General features: G+C 71.2%; 6 protein-coding genes (1 of these 6 only partly in view). All 6 read right to left on the minus strand.

The window, feature by feature from the left end:
* Tightly spaced (each overlapping or abutting the next), the 6 genes in view from PV419_RS29025 to PV419_RS29050 form a layout consistent with a single transcriptional unit that may run on beyond the window.
* On the minus strand, nucleotides 1-5,302 hold the 5' portion of the coding sequence (locus PV419_RS29025; protein ID WP_319693994.1) for a non-ribosomal peptide synthetase. It extends 62 nt beyond the left edge of the window; the window shows 5,302 of its 5,364 coding nt (coding positions 1-5,302); its start codon is at nucleotides 5,300-5,302; the stop codon falls past the left edge of the window.
* Nucleotides 5,299-6,405 carry a pyridoxal-phosphate dependent enzyme gene (locus tag PV419_RS29030; protein WP_319693995.1) on the minus strand — a complete coding sequence of 369 codons (1,107 nt, stop codon included), beginning with the start codon at nucleotides 6,403-6,405 and terminating at the stop codon, nucleotides 5,299-5,301. Before PV419_RS29030 ends, PV419_RS29025 begins: the two co-directional genes overlap by 4 nt.
* Nucleotides 6,402-8,378: a condensation domain-containing protein gene (locus PV419_RS29035; protein WP_319693997.1), complete on the minus strand. Its 1,977-nt coding sequence runs from the start codon at nucleotides 8,376-8,378 to the stop codon at nucleotides 6,402-6,404. The genes PV419_RS29030 and PV419_RS29035 overlap by 4 nt, the downstream gene beginning before the upstream one ends.
* Nucleotides 8,330-10,126 carry an ABC transporter ATP-binding protein gene (locus PV419_RS29040; RefSeq protein ID WP_319693999.1) on the minus strand — a complete coding sequence of 599 codons (1,797 nt, stop codon included), beginning with the start codon at nucleotides 10,124-10,126 and terminating at the stop codon, nucleotides 8,330-8,332. The genes PV419_RS29035 and PV419_RS29040 overlap by 49 nt, the downstream gene beginning before the upstream one ends.
* Nucleotides 10,123-11,862: an ABC transporter ATP-binding protein gene (locus PV419_RS29045; RefSeq protein WP_319694000.1), complete on the minus strand. Its 1,740-nt coding sequence runs from the start codon at nucleotides 11,860-11,862 to the stop codon at nucleotides 10,123-10,125. Before PV419_RS29045 ends, PV419_RS29040 begins: the two co-directional genes overlap by 4 nt.
* Nucleotides 11,849-18,271 (minus strand): non-ribosomal peptide synthetase, encoded by a 6,423-nt coding sequence (locus PV419_RS29050; RefSeq protein WP_319694002.1) that lies wholly within the window; start codon nucleotides 18,269-18,271, stop codon nucleotides 11,849-11,851. The genes PV419_RS29045 and PV419_RS29050 overlap by 14 nt, the downstream gene beginning before the upstream one ends.
* Nucleotides 18,272-18,273: the final 2 nt, after the last annotated feature.

Below are 18,273 nucleotides of genomic sequence, written 5' to 3' on the forward strand. Positions count from 1 at the left end.
CAGCCGACCGGCTCCGTTCAACGTGCTGGGACGGCCCGGCCTCCAGGCCCGCCAAGTGCGTGGCGAGGGCGTGCAGCGTGGGCCTCTGGAACAGAGTGGTGACCGGCAGTTCCACCTCGAACTCCGCGCACACCAGCTGATGGGCTTTCAACAGGGTGAGCGATGTGCCGCCGACGTCGAAGAAGTTGTCATGCAGGCCGATCCTGTCGATGCCCAGCACCCCGGCCCAGATCTCGGCGAGCCGCAGCTCCAGCCGGGACTGGGGAAACACGAAGTCCTCCTCGAGGCGTGGCCTGGCGGCGGGCGGCTCGGGCAGCGCGCGTCGGTCGACCTTGCCGTTGGGATTCCGCGGCAGTTCCGGCAGCATGGCGAAGACGGACGGCACCATGTGTTCGGGCAGATGTTCCCGCAGGTGTCCGCGGAGCGTGGTGGCGGTCGGCTCGGCTCCCGCGATGGGCACCACGTAGGCGACCAGCCGGAGTTCGCCCGAGCCGTCCGCGCGCGCGGCCACGGCGCTGGCGCGCACCTCGTCGTGATGGTCGAGCATCGCCTCGATCTCCCCGGGTTCGATCCGGAAGCCGCGCACCTTGATCTGGTCGTCGGCCCGGCCCAGGTGCTCCAGGTCGCCGCTGGGCCGGTGCCGGACGACGTCCCCGGTGCGGTACAGGCGGCCACCCGGCTCGGTGGCCGACGGGTCGGGGATAAACCGTTCCGCGGTCAGACCGGGCCGGTCGCGATACCCACGGGCCAGACTCGGACCACTCAGGTACAGCTCACCCGGCACGCCGAAGGGCACGGGCGCGAGGTTCCGGTCGAGCACGTGGGCGCGTATCCCGGGAATCGGCCGACCGACCAGCGCCGTGCGGGTCTCCGGCTCCGTCTGGTCGGTTATCGCGTAGGTCGTGGCGATCCCCGACAGCTCCGTGTGACCGAGCATGTTGACGAAGCGGGCGTCGGAGTCGAGCGTGGCGAGCCATCGCGACGGCAGCCCGGAGGGCATCGGCTCGCTCGCCGCCAGCAGGAGCCGGAACGTTGTCCCCCGAAGCCTCTCCTTCGCCTGCTCAGGGCCCCCGGCGTGCAGCGCGTCAAGGCAGTGCTGCCAGTACGACGGGTTCGCCGACAGCACGGTCGCGCCCTGCCGTCGGGCGAAGTCGAACAACGCGGCCACGTCGGTGACGTGCTCCGGCGAGGCGAGGATGACCGTGGCCCCCTGGCACAGCGGGACGAACAGCTGACGCATCGAGGCGGCGAAGGCGAACGACTGCACCACCAGCTGACGGTCACCCGGCTTCAGTCCGAACTCCGCCTGCAAGGACCTCACCTGCGCGGTCAGACCGGCGTGCGTGACCAGCACACCCTTCGGCTCACCCGTGGTGCCCGAGGTGTACAGCAGACACGCCAAGCCTGCTGGCCATGTCCGATCCCAGCCGAGGTCACCGTCGTCGGAGCGGGCCGAGGCCCCGGACGGGTCGCACACCGGCACCCCGCCGGCCAGCCCGGTGGCGAACTCGACGTCGCCGGTCTGCGCGACCAGGAGCGCCGCGCCTGAATCGCGGATCATGAACTCCAGCCGTGGCCGGGGATGGTCCGGGTCCAGCGGCAGGTAGGCGGCTCCCGTCTTCAGCACCGCGAGCACCGCCACCACATAGTCCACGCCGGTGCGCAGCAACAGTGCCACGACGGACTCCGGCCTCGCCCCGTGCAAGCGCAGGTGGCGGGCGAGCCGGTTGGACCGCTCGTTCAGCTCCCGGTAGCTCAGAGAGCTCGTGCCGTCCGTCACCGCCACGCCGTCCGGGGTGCGCGCGGCCTGGGCCTCGAACAGCCGGTGCACGGCGTCGTGCGCGGCGTCCTGAGAACGCCAGGGTCGGGCCGGGTGGGGGGACAGCAGTCGCTCCTCGTGCTCCGTCCTCAGTGACAGCCGCGTCACCCCGCGGTCCGGATCGGCTGTGGCCGCCCGCAGCAGAATCCTCAGATGCCCGGCGATGCGGGCCACGGTCGCCGCGTCGAACAGGTCCGCGTTGTACGTCCACTGGCAGGCCAGGCCGGCTCCGGTCTCGGCCATCGCCAGTGCGATGTCGAACTGCGTCGCCCGCCGGTTCAGCGCCACCGATGTCACCGGCAGCTCGCCGATCCGGCCCGGCACACCGTCCACGCCGAGCGCCATCGCCGCGAGACCATGCCCCAGCCGGTCCGCGTGGTACGTGAACGTCGTCTGGAACAGCGGCGGCTGGGTGGCGTCGCGTGGCACGCCGAGCCGCTCGACCAGCCGTGAGAACGGGTACTCCTGGTGCTCCGCGGCCTGCGCCACCGCATCCCGGACCTGCCGGACCACCTCAGCAAACGCCGGGTCGCCGGCGAAGCCGGTGCGAATCGGCACCGTGTTGGACACATAGCCCACCACGTCCGCGAGGGCGGCCCGGCCGCGCCCGGCCATTGGCACGCCCACGACGACCTCGTCCTCGGCGCCGTACCGGGACAACAGCGTCTGGTACGCCGCGAGGAGCACGGCGAACGGCGTCGTCCCCTCCGCCGCGGCCAGCCGGCGCACCCTGTCGGCCACCTCCGGCTCGATGTCGACCTGGTGGGAGGCGCCCCGATACGTCCGCGTCGCGGGCCGGGCCCGGTCGGTGGGCAGTTGCAGCACCGGCAGCGTTCCGCTCAGACGGTCACGCCAGTAGTCCCACATCCTCTCACCGTCCGGGCCGTCGAGCAGCCGCGACTGCTGGTCCACATGGTCCAGGTAGTCGATGGGCGGGCGCCCGGAGGGCGGGGCTTCGGCGCGGACCTCGCCGTAGCACTCGCCGAGCTCCCGAAGGAGCAGCTCCAGCGACCAGAAGTCGACGGCGATGTGGTGGGCGACGAGCAACAGGGCGTGTTCCGTCGCCGACATGGTGAACAGGTGGACGCGCACGACCCCCTCCCACTCCAGGTCGAAGCTCCGCGCGGCTTCCGCGTCGAGTCGGACCCGTAGTCCGTCGGCAGCAACGCCCGTCTCGTGGTGGAACCAGTCGTCGACGGTGTCGTGGCGTACCTGAAGCGGAGTGCCACCGACCGAGGAGTACGTTGTACGCAGTACGGCGTGGCGCGCGATGAGTCGCTCGAAGGCCGTCCGGAGGGCCGGTACGTCCACCTCCGCGGCGATGCGCACGGCGGCCGCGACGTTGTAGGTGCCGCTGTCGCCGGCCAACTGATGCATCGTCCACATCGCCTGCTGGCCGGGCGAGAGAGGGTACTCGTCGACATCCGAGCGGTCAGCGGGTGACTCGGCCGCCCGGCCGGTCGGCTCGGCGGGGTCGGCGGGGTCGGCAAGATCAGAGAGGATGAGTGCGGCGAGCTCGCCGACGCTGAGTCCGCGCAGGACAGCGGAGGCCGGCAGACACACGCCGGTGGCGGTCTCGACCCCGTGGGCCAGCTCCAGACCGGCCACCGAGTCCAGGCCGTGCTCGGTCAGCAGCCGATCGGCGCGCAGCTCGGCCGGCGGCACCCGCAGCAAACGGGCCGCCGCGTGGTGGACGTACTCCCGGACGAGCGCGGCCCGCGCCTCGGGATCGGCGGCCAGCAGCTGGTCGCGGGTGACCGGGGGAACCTCGGCGCCTGGATCGTCCGCCGACTCCGCCCGAACGACGACGGGCAACGCGTCGTCCAGGAACCGACTGCGGCACAGGCTCCGCTGGACCTTGCCGCTGGTCGTGCGCGGGACGCCGCCGGGGCGCACCAGGACGACGGTGTGCGCCTGCAACGCGTGCCGCGCCGCGACGCGTTCGCGGATCGCTTCGATCACGACGGTGAGGTCACCGCCGCCGGCGTGGCGTCCTTCGACCTCGTGCACCACCACCAGGCGCTCCTCGTCGCCCACGGGCACGGAGAACGCCGCCCCGGCGGCGGGACGTAGCGCTGGATGCGCCCGCGCCACGCTGAACTCGATGTCCTCGGGGTAGCAGTTGCGGCCCCGGATGGTGATCAGGTCCTTGAGGCGTCCGGTGATGAACAGCTCGCCGTCGTCGAGGAATCCGAGGTCTCCGGTGCGCAGGAACGGGCCCTCGTCGCTGTCGGCGAGACGCGCGCCGAAGGTGGCGGCGGTCTCCTCGCGCCGGCCCCAGTACCCCTGAGCCACGCTGGCGCCCGAGACCCACACCTCACCCACCACTCCGGGGGGCCGCGGCCGCGCCGTCTCAGGGTCCACGATTCTGACGCGTTGCCCCGGCACCGACGTCCCGCAACCCACCAGGGTGTAACCGTCCGGGTCCGGCGCGACGCGGCCGCGCTCCAGCTCTGCGCGGGCCACCGGCCGGGTCACGGGCCGGGCCGCACGGTCGCCGCCGCTGACGATCAGAGTGGCCTCCGCCAGGCCGTAGCAGGGGTAGAGGGCTTCGGGACGCAGGCCGCAGGGGGCGAAGTACTCCGCGAACCGGGCCAGGGTCTTGGCCCGGACGGGCTCGGCGCCGCTGAACGCCACATGCCAGCTGCTCAGGTCCAGCTCGTCGCGCTGCTCGGGCGTGACGCGGCGCACCGCCAGGTCGTACGCGAAGTTGGGGCCGCCGCTGCTGGTGGCCCGGTGCTCGCTGATGGCACGCAGCCAGCGCAGTGGGTCGCGCACGAAGGACTGCGGCGTCATCAGGGTCACCGGGAACCCGACGTACAGCGGCTGGAGCAGCCCGCCGATGAGGCCCATGTCGTGGTAGGGCGGGAGCCAGGAGACCGCGCGGCTGTCGGCGGTGTGTCCGAAGCAGCGCTCGATGTGTCCCATGTTCCGCATCAGGTTGCCGTGGCTGAGCACGACTCCCCGGGGCGCGGTGGTGGATCCGGAGGTGTATTGCAACAGTGCGATCGAGTCCTCTGCCAGCGGGGGCCGGGGGTCTTCGGCGACCTCGGGCAGGTCGTCGGTGGCCAGGATCACGGGTCCGGAGGCCAGCGGTCGGCGGTCGGCGATGGCGGCGGTGGTGAGCGCCACGGCCGACCGCGAGTCGGCGGCCAGGCGCGAGATGAGGCCGACCGCACGCTCGCCGTCCGGCGGGTACGTGGGCACGGCCACCAACCCCGCGTACCAGGTGCCGAACAGGCCCGCGACGTAGTCCAGGCCCGGTGGGTAGAGCAGCAGGGCCCGCTCGCCGGGAGCGAACCGCTCGGCGAGGTGGTGCCCGATGGCCCGCGCCCGGCGATCCAACGCCGCGTAGGTCAGCGTGGCCGGGCGGCCCGTGCCGTCGGTGAGGAAGTCGTAGGCGTGCCGGTCCGGCTGCCGCCGGGCGCGCCGGCGCAGCACGTCGGGCAGGGTGGCGGCGGGGGCGGGGAGGGGCGTTGTCACTGGTCCATCCTTCTGGCCGGAGGCCGCAGGGGATCGGTGGTGGGGCCCGCCGCCGTGTCGGCGATCTCGAAGGACAGGCCCTCGGCCCTGGCCTTGGCGATCTCGGCGTTGACCCGGTCGGCCACGCCTCGCTCCGCCAGCCAGGAGTCGTCGTAGAAGGTCGCAAGGTAGTTGTCGGCGCCGTCGGCGATCACTGCGACAGGGCATCGAGCCCGCCTCAGGTCACCGTGAAGGTTGGCCAGGTAGGCGGCGAGCACCGCGCCTCCGGAACCGCCGATCCGCAGGCCGGTGTCCTCGCTCAGCATGCGGCAGCAGGCGAATGCCTCCACATCGAACACTCGTGCCACGCGGTCGTGGTGATCGGGCCGCAACAGGGTGGAGCGCCGGGTGGCACCTATGCCGGTGAGCAGGTGAGCCTGTGCCCGGTCGCCGGTCGCCAGGGATCCCTGGACATCGACCGCGATGACGCGCAGGCAGGGCGACACCGCCCGCAGGCCCTCGCTGACTCCCGCGAGCGTGCCGCCGGTACTCACCGCCGCGAGCACCGCGTCGATGGCCCCGTAGGTCTGCTCGATCAGCTCCGGGGCCGTCGTACGGCGATGTACCCCGGGGCCGGCCGGATTGTGGTACTGGTCGGTCCAACGGAGTCCGGGATCGGCGTCGGTCAACTCGGCCACCTTGGCCAGCCGGGTGAGCAGATAGCCGTCGTGTTCGTCCCGGTCGGTCACCTGGTGCACCGTGGCTCCCTGGGCGCGCATCAACTCCTGCACCGAGGAAGGCACCTTCGGGTCGACGATGGCGATGAGTTGGCAGTCCATCCGGGCCAGCAGATGGGCGAGGGCCAGCCCGAGGTTTCCCGAGGTGGACTCCACGACCTGGGTACCGGGATACAGCGGGCGCCGGCTGGACAGAGCGGCGAGCAGTCCGAGCGCGGTCCGGTACTTGATCGATCCGGTCGGATTCTCCTGTTCCAGTTTCAGCCATAGACGGTGCGTCGCGTCGGCGTGGTGGACCTTCAGGGCGCGCAGCGGTGTGTGGGTTCTCGCGTCGACGATCAACGAGTCCGGGGTCGGGACCGGTGGCCCACCGGTGTGGAGGGTCATTCACCTGCCTTTCGCTCAAGCCTTGCCGCGAGACACCTGAGCGACGACATTCCGATGAAGTCCTTGAAATTCACTCCGGAATATCCGAGGTCGGCGAGACGTCGCAGGAAGGCGGGAATCCTGAGGAAGTCCCCGTGGAGCTCCGCGTAGGTCGCGGAGATGCGCGGCGTGCGATCGGGATGCAGACTCCGGAAGACGGAGCAGACGGCCGCTTCCCGATCCAGCAGCGGCGCCTCGTCCGGCGCCTCGGCGTCGCCGCTGCCCTCCGCGATGACACGCGAGAGCCGCCATCCCTCCAGGTCATCCGGGTGCTTGGGGGCCGAGTCGCACAGGACGTAGTGGGTGGGAACCATGAGGGAGGGATGGTTCGACACCTCGTCGCGAAGGTACTCGCGCAGCTTCGCCGGGGTGACGGATTCGTCGTTCGGCTGGGCGTAGCAGACCAGCCGCGAAGCGTCGTCGCGGCCGCCCTGCCGGCGTACGAAGACATGCGCCACGACGACCCCACGGCACTCGTTCACGACATGATTCAGATACGCGAGATCGATCCACGACTGCCGCACCCGGGCCCAGCCGGGACCGTTCCAGGGAGCGTCCAGGCGTATCCGTTTCGACAGCTCGGAGAGAGGCGTTTCGCCGTCGGCGACGAGTAGTTGCGCCAGCTTCTCGAAGAGCGACAGGAGGGCCTGTGCCGTGATGCGTGGCAGCAGCCCCTCGGGGCACCGCAGACACAGCTCCAGTGCGTCTTCGACCGGCGTCACGTCCAGTCGGAAGTTGGGCGTCCGGTAGTCGATGGTCCGCTGGGTCACGCGCCCTTCGACGAAGTCCGCCGGCAGCGAGGTGAATTCGTTCCGGTAGTCGTGGTAGGCGAAGATCACGGAATTGGTGAAGCGTGAACCCGCGTCGAGTGACTGACGTGCCTCTTCCATCACCAGTTCGCCGACGTCGAAGAAGCCCTTGCTGTAGGCGAAAATCAGTTCCTTCAGGCAGTTGCGCGCTATCTTCGAGAAGGGAGGATCCCCGGCCACGTCGATGACGACGCGCAGCTCGTCCGAGAACCGGCCCACGCTGTTGCTCAGGTGCGGCTTGAACCGATTGGACGACACGACCCCGATGGCGCAGGATTCGTTGCGCGTCCAACCTGCCAGAATGACCGCGAGCAGCGCGAACAGCGATGTCGGGACCGTGACTCCCAGATGGCCCGCCAGCGTCCGGCACAGGTGCGCCAACCGCCGGGAGACCAGAGTGCTTTCGATCATCGCCCCCTCGCGGGGGGCACGGTTCCAGTAGAGCGAGCGGTTCCAGCGGAACGGCAGTGTCGAGTGCGGCCCCGCCTCCAGACCGCGCCGCCACGCCGCCAGCGAGCCGCCGCGCACCGCCTGGGGCCCACGGCCGGGCCCGGCCCGCCCCTGGTCGACCGGATGCCAGGTGACCGGGGCGAGATCGGGTGGTGAACCGCTGTGTTCCGACTTCAGCAGCTGCTCGAACTCGGTCCGCAACACGCCGATCGAATAGTGGTCGACGGAGATGTCCGGAAGGGTGAACTCAACGCTCCGCACCACTCCCCCGGAAACCTCGGCGACGACCCGCAGCCAGGTCGGCTGCGCCACGGTCTCGCCGGGCGAGGCGCTTGCCTCGTCGCCGATGACGGTGATATGCGGTGTGACCCCTGAGTGCACGTACTGGACTGGAGCGCCGTCGGCACCGATCTCTACGCTGGTGCGCAGCGTCTCGTGCCGATCCATGAGCCGGTGGACGACTCTCCGCAGCAGCTCGACCGTCATCCCGGACGGCGCCTCAGTCTTCAGATGGATGAGGGGGAGCTCCTCGCGCTCCGTCGGGGCCGTGGTATCGAGCAACCAGACCCAGTGCTGATTCCCCGACAGCGGGCCAGAGCGATGGATTTCTGCCATGTCACGCCCCCCTATCTGCCGGACACGGCGTCGGACGAGGGTAGTGACGCTGAGCGCCACGATTTCCAGAGCTTCGAGTACGGACCTGAGGCGCGTATCAGTTCCTGGTGGCTGCCTGTTTCGCTGATGCGGCCGTTCTCCAACATGACGACGCGGTCCGCTTCGAAGGCCGTGTGCAGCCGGTGCGCGATGGCGACGACGCTGCGCCCCCGCAAGACGGCGGCCAGCGATCGTTCCAGGCTCCGAGCCGCGTGCGCCTCCAGCAGAGATGTGGCCTCGTCAAGCACGACGATCCGGGGATCCGCGGCCACCACCCTTGCCATGGCGATCTGTTGGGCCTCCTTCGGGGAGAGCGCATGCCCGCCCGGGCCGACGACGGTGTCCAGGCCACGGGGCAGCGCGAGCGCCCAGTCGAGTGCCTCCATCGCCTGAAGTGCCGCGCGCACCCGGTTGTCATCCGCTTCGACGCCACGCACCGCCAGGGCGACGTTCTCCCGAACGGAGGCGCGGAAGACGTGGCTCTCCTGGGTGACCAGGACGACGTGTGCCGCCGACTCGTCACGGCGCAGGTCCACGACATCGACCCGTCCCAGCCGTACCGACCCGGACGTCGGCACCTGCAGCCCGGCGACGAGCTGCCCGAGCGTGCTCTTGCCGGCCCCGCTCGGCCCGACGACCGCCACGCGCTCCCCGGGTTTTACGTCAAGATCGATGCCGTGCAGCACCTCGCTCCCCCGGTCGTAGCCGAAGCGCAGTCCCCGCACCGACACGGTGTCGCCGCGCGGGCCGTCGGTCGGCCGAGCTGCCGCCCCCGGTCCCGGGACCTGTACCTGAGCGCCGACCACCCGCCGCAACGCCACCTCGGCGATCTGCAGGGCCTCCAGCAGGGAGGTGATGACGTCGACGGGCTGGGCGAGTAGCCGCGCGTACGCGGCGACCGCCACCACGTCCCCCGGCGAGGCGTAGCCGTGGCTGTGCAGCACAGCGCCCGCCACCAGGACCGCGACCATGGCCAGGAGATGGCCAAGCTCAAGGGATGGTATCCAGACGGTCCGCAGGCGCAGGGTGTGCCGCTCGGCCGCCGCGATGTCCCTCACGTCCTCTTCCGCGCGGGCGACCCGGGAGCGCTCGAGTCCGAGAGCTTCGACCGTGCGGATCCCCTCGACGGTCTCGTGGACGCCGTTGTTGATCTCCGCCCACGCGGCCATCACCCGGCCGTAGCCGCTCGCGGCGCCGCGCAGATACCAGCGGGTGGCCGCCACCACGATCGGCAGGCCGAGCAGGACCACCACGGTCAGTAGCGGGTTGACGAGCAGCATGGCCACCACCGTTGCCAGCGCGGTGACGGACGCGACGAAGAACTGCGGGCCGGCGAACCGGACCGTCTGCGCCAGCCGCTGCACGTCGCTCGTGGTGCGGGCCACCAGGTCGCCGGTACCGGACCGCTCCACGGCCTGCAGCGGCAGCCGGACCAACCCGGCCAGCAGATCCTCACGGATGCGGGCGAGGACGTCCTCCGCGAGCGCGGCCGAACGGCGACTGCCCCACCAGGTGAGCGCCACCTGCACCGCCAGCCCGGCGATGAACAGCAGGGCGAGCCCGTCGATGGTCGCAGTGCTGACGCTGCCATCGCTGACAGCGTCGACCACCGATCCGAGAATGCGCGGGCCGAGCAATCCGGCCGCCGCGGCGATCGCCTGGACCACGATCAGCAGAATGATCGGGTTCCGGTGCGCCGCCGCGAGACACCGTGCGTAGCGTCGGGTGTCCCGGACCGAGGCCACGGGCAGGCGGTCGTCGTCCCTCACCCTGCCTCCCTCAGCACGGCGGCCCGGTATCCGGGCTCGTGGGCGAGAAGTTCGGCGTGGGTGCCCGTCGCCCGGACCGAGCCCTCCACGACAAACGCCACGTGATCGCACTGTTCGAGGACAAACGGACTGGTGGTCACAGTGAGCGTGGTGCGCTCGGCCCTGATCCGGCGCAGACCCCGCGCGATGAGCGCCTCGGTGTGGGCGTCCACCGCGCTGGTGGGCTCGTCCAGGAGGAGGATCTCGGGATCCACGACCAGGGCCCGGGCCAGTGCCAGCCGTTGCCGCTGGCCACCGGACAACGACCGTCCCCGGTCGGAGACCACGCTGTCCAGGCCGTCGGGCAGGGCGGCGGGGATGTCCGACGCCGCCGCCGCGGACAGGGCGTCCGCCGGGTCGACGCGCCCGCTGCGGCGCGGCGGAGCCAGCGTGGCCCGAAGTGTCCCGGCGAACAGGTACGGCTCGGTGTCGACGGCCAGGATGCGGCCCCGCACGCCGGCCAGGGGCAGATCGCCCAACGGGATGCCGGCCAGTCGAACATCGGCCTCGCGGTAGCGGCCCAGCCGATCGACCACGGCGCGGGCATCGGCCGCCGAGGCGCAGACGACCGCGGTGTGGGCCCGTGGCATGACGGTCAGCCCGAGGTCGGCGTCGCGGAGTTCGGACCACTCCGGGGGCATCGCCGCGTCCGCGCCCTCGCCCAGGTCTCGCCCGATGGAGAGAACGGCGTGCACGCGCCGGGCCGCGACGTGGCCGCGGACCAGCATGCCGACGACCTCCGCCAGGGTGCTCAGCGGCAGGACGAGAAACGTCGCGTACCCGTACAGGGCGACGAGCTCGCCTGGTGAGATGTCACCACGGGCGGCATACCGGGCGCCCAGCCAGGTGATCAGGACGATGAGCAGCCCGGGAAGCAGGACCTGGAGGGCGTCCAGATGGGCCTGGATGCGGGCGGACCGGACGCCGGCCGCCCGCAGGCGCTGTGAGGCGGTGCGGAACCGTTCGAAAACGGCCCGCTCACCGCCGACCCCCTTCAGCACACGCAGCCCGGAGACGGTGTCGGCGGCGAGCGACGTCACCTCTCCGAAGACGTCTCTGACCTCGTGCTGCCGCGACTCCAGCGGTTTGATCAGCATGGCGGTGACCAGCAGCACGATCGGCACGCCGACGAGCACCATCAGTCCCAGCGCCCTCGAGAAGGAGAGCACCATCACGGCGACGATGGGGATGGACACCAGGGCGCCCGCCCCTCGCGCAGTGCGGTCGAAGGAGAAGCCGATCGCGGCGCTGTCGCCGCCGGTCAGCGCCATCACCTCGCCGGAGGCCAGGCGGCGCCGTAACCCGTCGCCCACGGCGGTGACGTGGCCGGCTGTCAGCTGCTGGACCCTGAATCCCGCCGTGAGGCGGTTCCATACGCTCATGCGGTGCCGCAGGACGCCGGTCGCGGCCCCCGTCAGGCCGAGCACGGCGCAGGCGGTCACCCAGGTGACGAAGGCGCCGGTGTCCTGACGCACCACGCCCTCGTCGATCGCCCGTCCCGTGGCAGCGGGAACGAGGGCGGCGCAGGCCATCGACGCGCCGCCCAGCACCATGCCGAAGATCAGCGAGGGCCATTGCCGCGCGGCCAGCCAGAGGTAGAAGAGCAGCGGGGACCGCAGATCGGGCTCGCCGAGATCGGCGATGGGATAGTCCGGAACCAGCCGGGGCCGGCGCTGCCGCGTCTCAGCCGTGGTCATCGGCCCCCCGGTTCTCTTCCACGAGGCGGGCCGTCGCGGCGATCGTCGGCTCGTCGAAGAACTCGGGCAGCGGCAGTTCGAAGCCGTAGCGCGTCTCGAACCAGTGGACGAACTGGAGGGCCAACAGCGAGTCGCCGTTCAGATCGCCGAAGAAGTCGTCGTGCGGCCCCACTGAGTCCACGGGCAGGAGTTCCTCCCACTGACCGGTCAGCTCCCGCTCCACGGGGGTCAGCACCGGGGTCGGGGCCGTTTCGTCCCTCCGCACGGGAGCGGAGGGCTCGGGGAGCGCGGCGTGGTCGACCTTGCCGTGCCGGTTGACCGGAATCTCCGCCAGCGTGACGAAGGCGGACGGGATGTAGCTGCGGGCCAGGCTCCGGCGCAGGTGCGCGGCGTACTCGGCGGCCGAGGCGCTCCGACCCGGGCGTTCGACCAGATAGGCGGTGAGGCGGGCCGTACCGTGCCCGACCGGCCACGCCGTGACCACCGCCTCGCGCACCGCGGGGTGCCGCGTCAGAACGGCTTCCACCTCGGCGGGCTCGATCCGCACCCCGTTGACCTTCACCTGCCGGTCGCGCCTGCCCACGCAGTGCAGCACGCCGTCCGGCCCGTGGAATCCGAGGTCACCCGTGAGATACATCCGCTCGTCGGTTCCGAACGGGTCGGGCACGAACGCCGCCGCGGTGGCCCTGGGATCCCCGTGGTAGCCCCGTGCCAGCCCGGTGCCCGAGACGCAGATCTGCCCGACGCTGCCAGGGGGCACCGGACGCATCCGGTCGTCCAGCACGTAGATCCGGGTGTTGCGGGCAGGCCGGCCGATGGGAGAGGACGCGTGCTCGCTCGGCTCCGTGACGAAGTGATGGGCGACGTCGTCGGACGACTCGGTGCAGCCGTAGGCGTTCATCAGCGGGATGTCGGGCTGACAGTCCCGCCAGCGCCGCGCGAGCCGCTCCGGCAGAGCCTGGCCGGTGGCCACCAGGCGCCGCAGCCGTGGCAGTTGGCTCGGCCCGGTCTCCAGAAGATCCACGACACTGGAGAGGACGGTCGGCACGAGCTCGACCACCGTCGTCCCCGTCTCGCGGAGTCGGTCCAGCAACTCGCCGGGCTGGTTGGCCGGGGCGTTCGGGATGATCTCGACGCTGCCGCCGACAGTGAGGGCGGCCAGCATCTGCCACACCGAGACGACGAAAGTGGACTGCGCGGTGCTCGCCACGCGACTGGTCCCATCCAGGCCCAGCTCCTCGGCCTTCGCCCGCAAGTGGTTGGCCACCCCCGCGTGGTCGAGCATGACGGCCTTCGGGGTGCCTGTCGAACCCGAGGTCGTCAGGACCACGGCGAGGTTGTGCGCGAGTGCGCGGCTGGGCACACCCGGGGACGGGGAGTCCGCCGCCTCGTCCGCCTCCGCCGCCTCGTTGGCGTTCTGCTCCGTCAGCAGCGGGATGCCGAACTCTGCTGTCGCGGCGTCGAGCCCCGCCTGCGCGGCTTCCGGAACGGGACCGACCCGCAGGGCCGCCGCCGGACGCAGGCGCCGCAGCGTCCCGGCGATCCGCTCCCCCGTGGCGTCGGGATCCAGCGGCAGGTAGGCGCCGCCCGACTTGAGTACCGCGATGACCGCGACGAGATAGGGGATGTCGCGTTCCCCGCACAGCGCGACCAGCCGGTCAGGGCCTATCCCCTGGGCGGTCAGGAGGTGGGCGAGGCGGGTGGCGCGATCGTCGAGTTCCCCGTAGGTCAGGGACCGGCCGGAGCACGCCACCGCCGAAGACCGGGGATTACGACGTGCCTGGCGCTCGAAGAGAGTGACGAAATCGTCCGCCGCGCCCTCGGATCGCTCGGACTGCTCGGTTGCGGTGGTGGGGTTCCACTCCACGAGGACCCGGTGCCGGTCCTCCTCGGCCAGCAGGTCGGCGACGTCGTGCCGGGTGCGGGGCCCAGCGTTGACGCGCGTGAGGGCCTCCGCGTAGCACCTGCCGATCACGGCGATCTGGTGCTCGGCCAGGCCGTTGCAGTTGAGTACCAGGTTGACCTCGCCGGTTTCGCTGTCCATGGAGAAGTCGGCGAGCAGGTCGAGCCCGGTTCGATCGAAGAACGCGCCACCGTCCACCGTGACGCCTCCGAGCCGGGAGAGCTCACGGTAGACATGGAAGTGGGTGAAGTTGAAGGCCGTATCGAACAGTCGGCCCTCACCGTGCTCCCGTTGGATCTGAGCCGTCGGGTAGCGACGGTGGGGCAGCTGCGCCACCTCGGAGCGGAATACGCGAGTGATGAGATCGGTCCACGTGCCCGTTTCCACGGACAGGCGGAACGGCACCGTGTTGAGGAACTGTCCGACGACCCGCTCGCCGTCCTCGGTCTCGCATCGGCCGTTCACCGTGACGCCGCTGAGCACGTCGTCCTGTCCGGAGATCGCACTCAGGACCCGCAGATGCACGGCGAGCAGCACGCTCTTGAGCGGAACCGCCAGCGAGCGGGCCAGTTCGGCGAGCGCGAGGCCGGTGCCGGGGGGCAGCGCGACGCGCAGCGTTCGGTGCTGGGCGGGTGGTCGGGCACCGGACCAGCCCCTGGGCAGCCGGGTGGGAGTGGCGTCCCGCAGGTGCTCGGCCCAGAAGTGCCGCGCTTCCTCGTCCGCCAGGGCGGATCGCTCCAGGGCGACGAAGTCGCGGTAGGTGGACCGCAGCGGCTTCGGGGCCTCGTCGGCGCCCTCCAACACCCGGCGGTACCGCTGGAAGATCTCGGTGAGCAGGACGGCCACGCTCCACCCGTCGAAGATGGCCTCGTGCAGCGTGAACGTCAACTGGCAGCTGTCGACGCCCAGGATGTGGGCGGCGATGCGCAGGAACGGGGGTTCGCTCCAGTCGAAGCGGTGGTGCTTCTCGCCTTCGATATACCTGGCGACGGCTGCCTCGCGCTCGTAGGGGCCGACATCCCGCAGGTCCAGCACGTGCAGCGGGATGCGCACCGACCGGTGGACCAGCTGCATCGGCTCCCGGAAGCGGGCCAGGTCGAAGGAGGTACGCAGGATCGGGTGGCGGGCCACCACATCATCGAGGGCCCGGCGCAGCGCCGCCTCGTCGAACGCGGTGCGCAGGCGCACCGAACGCACGTTGTGGAAGACCGGTGGGCCGGCCTGGGACTCGCTCTCGTAGACGGTGCCCGCCTGCATCATGCTCAGCGGATACGCGTCCTCCACGTCGTCCGGAAGCCGCACCCGCGCCGCGGCGTCAACCATGGTGTACGGCCCCGTCGGCGGCAGGCCGGCGGACCGCTCGCGCTCGTGGAGCACCTCGCTGAGCGCGCGGATCGTCGGGTGTTCGACCAACTGCTGGACCGAGAAGTTCAGCCCGCGCGCCGCGGCTTGGGAACGCAGTTGAATGCTGCGGATCGAGTCACCGCCGAGCGCGAAGTAGTTGTCGTCGATTCCGACGCGCTCGATGCCCAACACGCCACCCCACACGGCGGCCAGGATCTCCTCGCGCTCGGTGCGCGGCGCGGCGTAGCCGACCGACAGCTGGGGCCGTCCGTCGTCCGGCTCCGGGAGCGCCGCCCGGTCCAGCTTGCCGCCTGCCGTCGTCGGTAGGGCGGCGAGTTGCGTGAAGGTGGCGGGGATCATGAATTCTGGCAGGTCTCCCGCGAGGAAGTCCCTGAGCTCGTCGTTGGACGGTACCCCCCCGGAGTCGGTGGCGACGCAGTAGGCCACCAGGTACCGGCCTCCTCGGCGATCAGTTCGGGCCGTCACGGCGGCCTCCCGGACGCGTGGATGCCGACGCAGCGCCTCTTCGACCTCACCGGGCTCGACGCGGAATCCGCGGATCTTCACCTGGTCGTCGATCCGGCCGAGGAACTCCAGCGTGCCGTCGGCGCGGAACCTGCCCCGGTCCCCGGTCCGGTACATACTCGCCGTCTGCCGGCGGGCGGCCGGGTCCGGCACGAACCGCTCCGCCGTCATGCCTCGCCGGGAGAGGTAGCCACGGGCGACCCCGGGGCCGCCGACGCAGATCTCACCGGGCACTCCGATGCCGACGGACCTCAGCCACGGGTCCAGCACCTGGATCGACACGCCAGGCAGCGGCCGGCCGATGACCGACGGGTCGGTGGTCCCGGTTATCTCACAGCCGGAGGCGTTCACGGTGCACTCGGTCGGTCCGTAGAAGTTGTAGGCGCGTACCCCGCCCGTCTCGCGCAGCCGCTGCCACAACTCTGTGGGCAGGGGCTCACCGGCGACGAGGAGCAGAGAGGGCCGTGGCCGGGCGTCGTCCAGCAGTCCGGCCTCGATCAGCGCCGCGAGGTGCGTCGGGGTGCAGTGGAGGAAGTCGATGTGGTGGGACCTGAGATAGTCCACGAACAGCCGCGGGTCCCGCCGGGTCTCCTCGGGGAGGAGGTGCAGGCAGTGCCCCTCCAGGAGCAGGAGAAGGGCCTGCACCGAGGCGTCGAAGGCCAGGGGTGCGTTGAGTACTCCCGCCAGGAGGCGGTCGGACCGCCGGATGGGCACGACCTCCCGCATGGCCTGGTGGAACCACGTCAGGGACCGGTGTTCCACCATGACACCCTTGGGCGCGCCGGTGGAACCGGAGGTGTAGATGATGTAGGCCGCGTCCCGCGCTCCCACCATGGGGCCGGCGCTGTCGGTGGCGGTGGCGGTGGCGGTGGCGGCATCGAATCGGTCGATTCGGATCACCCCGGCGGGCAGCCCGGGAAGGCCCGGCGGCGCTTCGCGGTCGAGGACCAGGGCCACCGCGCGGGAGTCCGTAAGGATGCCGGACGCACGGTTCACGGACTCGCCCGGCACGATCGGCAGGTAGGCGCAGCCGGCCTTGAGGACGCCGAGCAGGGCGACGACGAGGTCCGTCGACGGGGCCGTCCAGAGCCCGACGATGTCGCCGTGCCCGGCCCCGGCGTCACGCAGTCGGCGGGCGAATCGGTCGGCGCGGTCGTTCAGCTCGCGATACGTCACTCGCTGCTTGCCGCACCTGAGCGCGGTGCGCTCGGGCTGCCGGCGCACCTGGGCCTCGAAGCGGTGGTGGAAGAGACCGGCCGTGCCCTGTGACGGCTCCTCCGGCAGCGGCTGTCCCACAGCGAAGGCGGCGAGCGTGCGGCGCTCTTCCGTTCCCAGCCAGCGCAGCGAGCGGACCGCGGCCTCCGGTCGGCGGGCGGCGTCCGTCGCCAGGGTCCGCAGCCGCTCCAGGACCAGCCCGTCAAGGCCGTCGTCATCGAACGACCGCACGCCGCCCCGCAGTTCGACGGCCAAGCCGTCCGGGAGCCGCAGGCAGGCGAGTCGACTGCCGTACGTCTCGCCCGCCGCTTCCAGGGCCGCGATGGACAGCTCCGTACCGTCGGCCGACCAGGTGGTGGAGGCGTCCGCGTAGGAGAACACCTCGCGGATCCACGCGTCCTGCGGCATCCCTGCGGAGCGCATGAACGAGGCCGGATCGAAGTACTCCTGCCATCGTCCGCGGTCGCGCACCTCCTCGCCGGTCCGGCGCAGTAACTCGGCGAAGGTTTTGGCGGGATCGAGCGGCTCGGTCAACGGCAGGCACCGGGTCAAGGGACCGAAAGCGCCCGCTAGTTCCGTGTGGGTTCTGCCGTCCTGCTGCAGGCCCATAGCGCGGTGCTGCTGTCCGCCGGCTCGCCACAACAGGAGCCGCCAGCAGGTGAGCAGGAACGTCTCGGTCGACTCGCCCAAGTCCCTGGCCGCTCGGTCGATCGCCGCCGTGGTGGCGGCGTCCATCCGCATGCGACGGCACGCGCGGCCGGCCACCACTCCCCCGGCGGCTTCCGATGCCAGTGCCGGTCCACAGCTCTGGGCCACCTTCGCCCAGTAGTCGCGACCCTCGTCTCCGGCGGCAGACTCCAGCACCTCGTGGATCCACTCGGCCACATCCGCGTATTGCGGCACGTCCGCCATCGGCCCGGCCGCCCCGCAGCCGGTGGCCACGGCCTGGCACAAGGCGATGAGCGTCCCGGCGTCGGCACACATGGCCGGCAGGCTCAGTACGAGGCGCCGGGTGGTGGCGGAGAGCGTTACCAGGTCCGCGCGGAGCACGGGCGGCTCCGCCAGGTCCGTCGCCGCCTCCTGATGGGCCTGAAGGATCTCGGCCGTCGCCGCCTCCTGAGCCGACGGATCCATCTGAGACAGGTCGGTCGTCCGCAGCACCGTGTGGGACGACTCGTGAATCACCTGCAGAGGATGGTCCAGCTCCGGAACCGCGCGGAACGTCGTACGGAGAATCTCGTGGCTATCCACCGCGTCGCGAAGCGCGGCCTCGATCCGCGCGGGCGACAGCGCGCCGGATATTGCCAGGACTACGACCGACCTGGCGAGGCGGGCGGTGCGCCAGACGCGGTCCTGGAGCGGTGAGGTCCTGAATCCCTCGACATAGGTCCGCATGGTGCCCATGGCTTCATCAGTCGTCACCC

The sequence above is a fragment of the Streptomyces sp. ME19-01-6 genome, from assembly GCF_033793745.1.
Lineage (GTDB): Bacteria > Actinomycetota > Actinomycetes > Streptomycetales > Streptomycetaceae > Streptomyces.

Excerpts from the sequence above, each read along its gene's own strand:
- PV419_RS29030 (WP_319693995.1), bottom strand. The coding sequence starts at position 6,405 with ATGACCCTCCACACCGGTGGGCCACCGGTCCCGACCCCGGACTCGTTG.
- PV419_RS29045 (WP_319694000.1), bottom strand. The coding sequence starts at position 11,862 with ATGACCACGGCTGAGACGCGGCAGCGCCGGCCCCGGCTGGTTCCGGAC.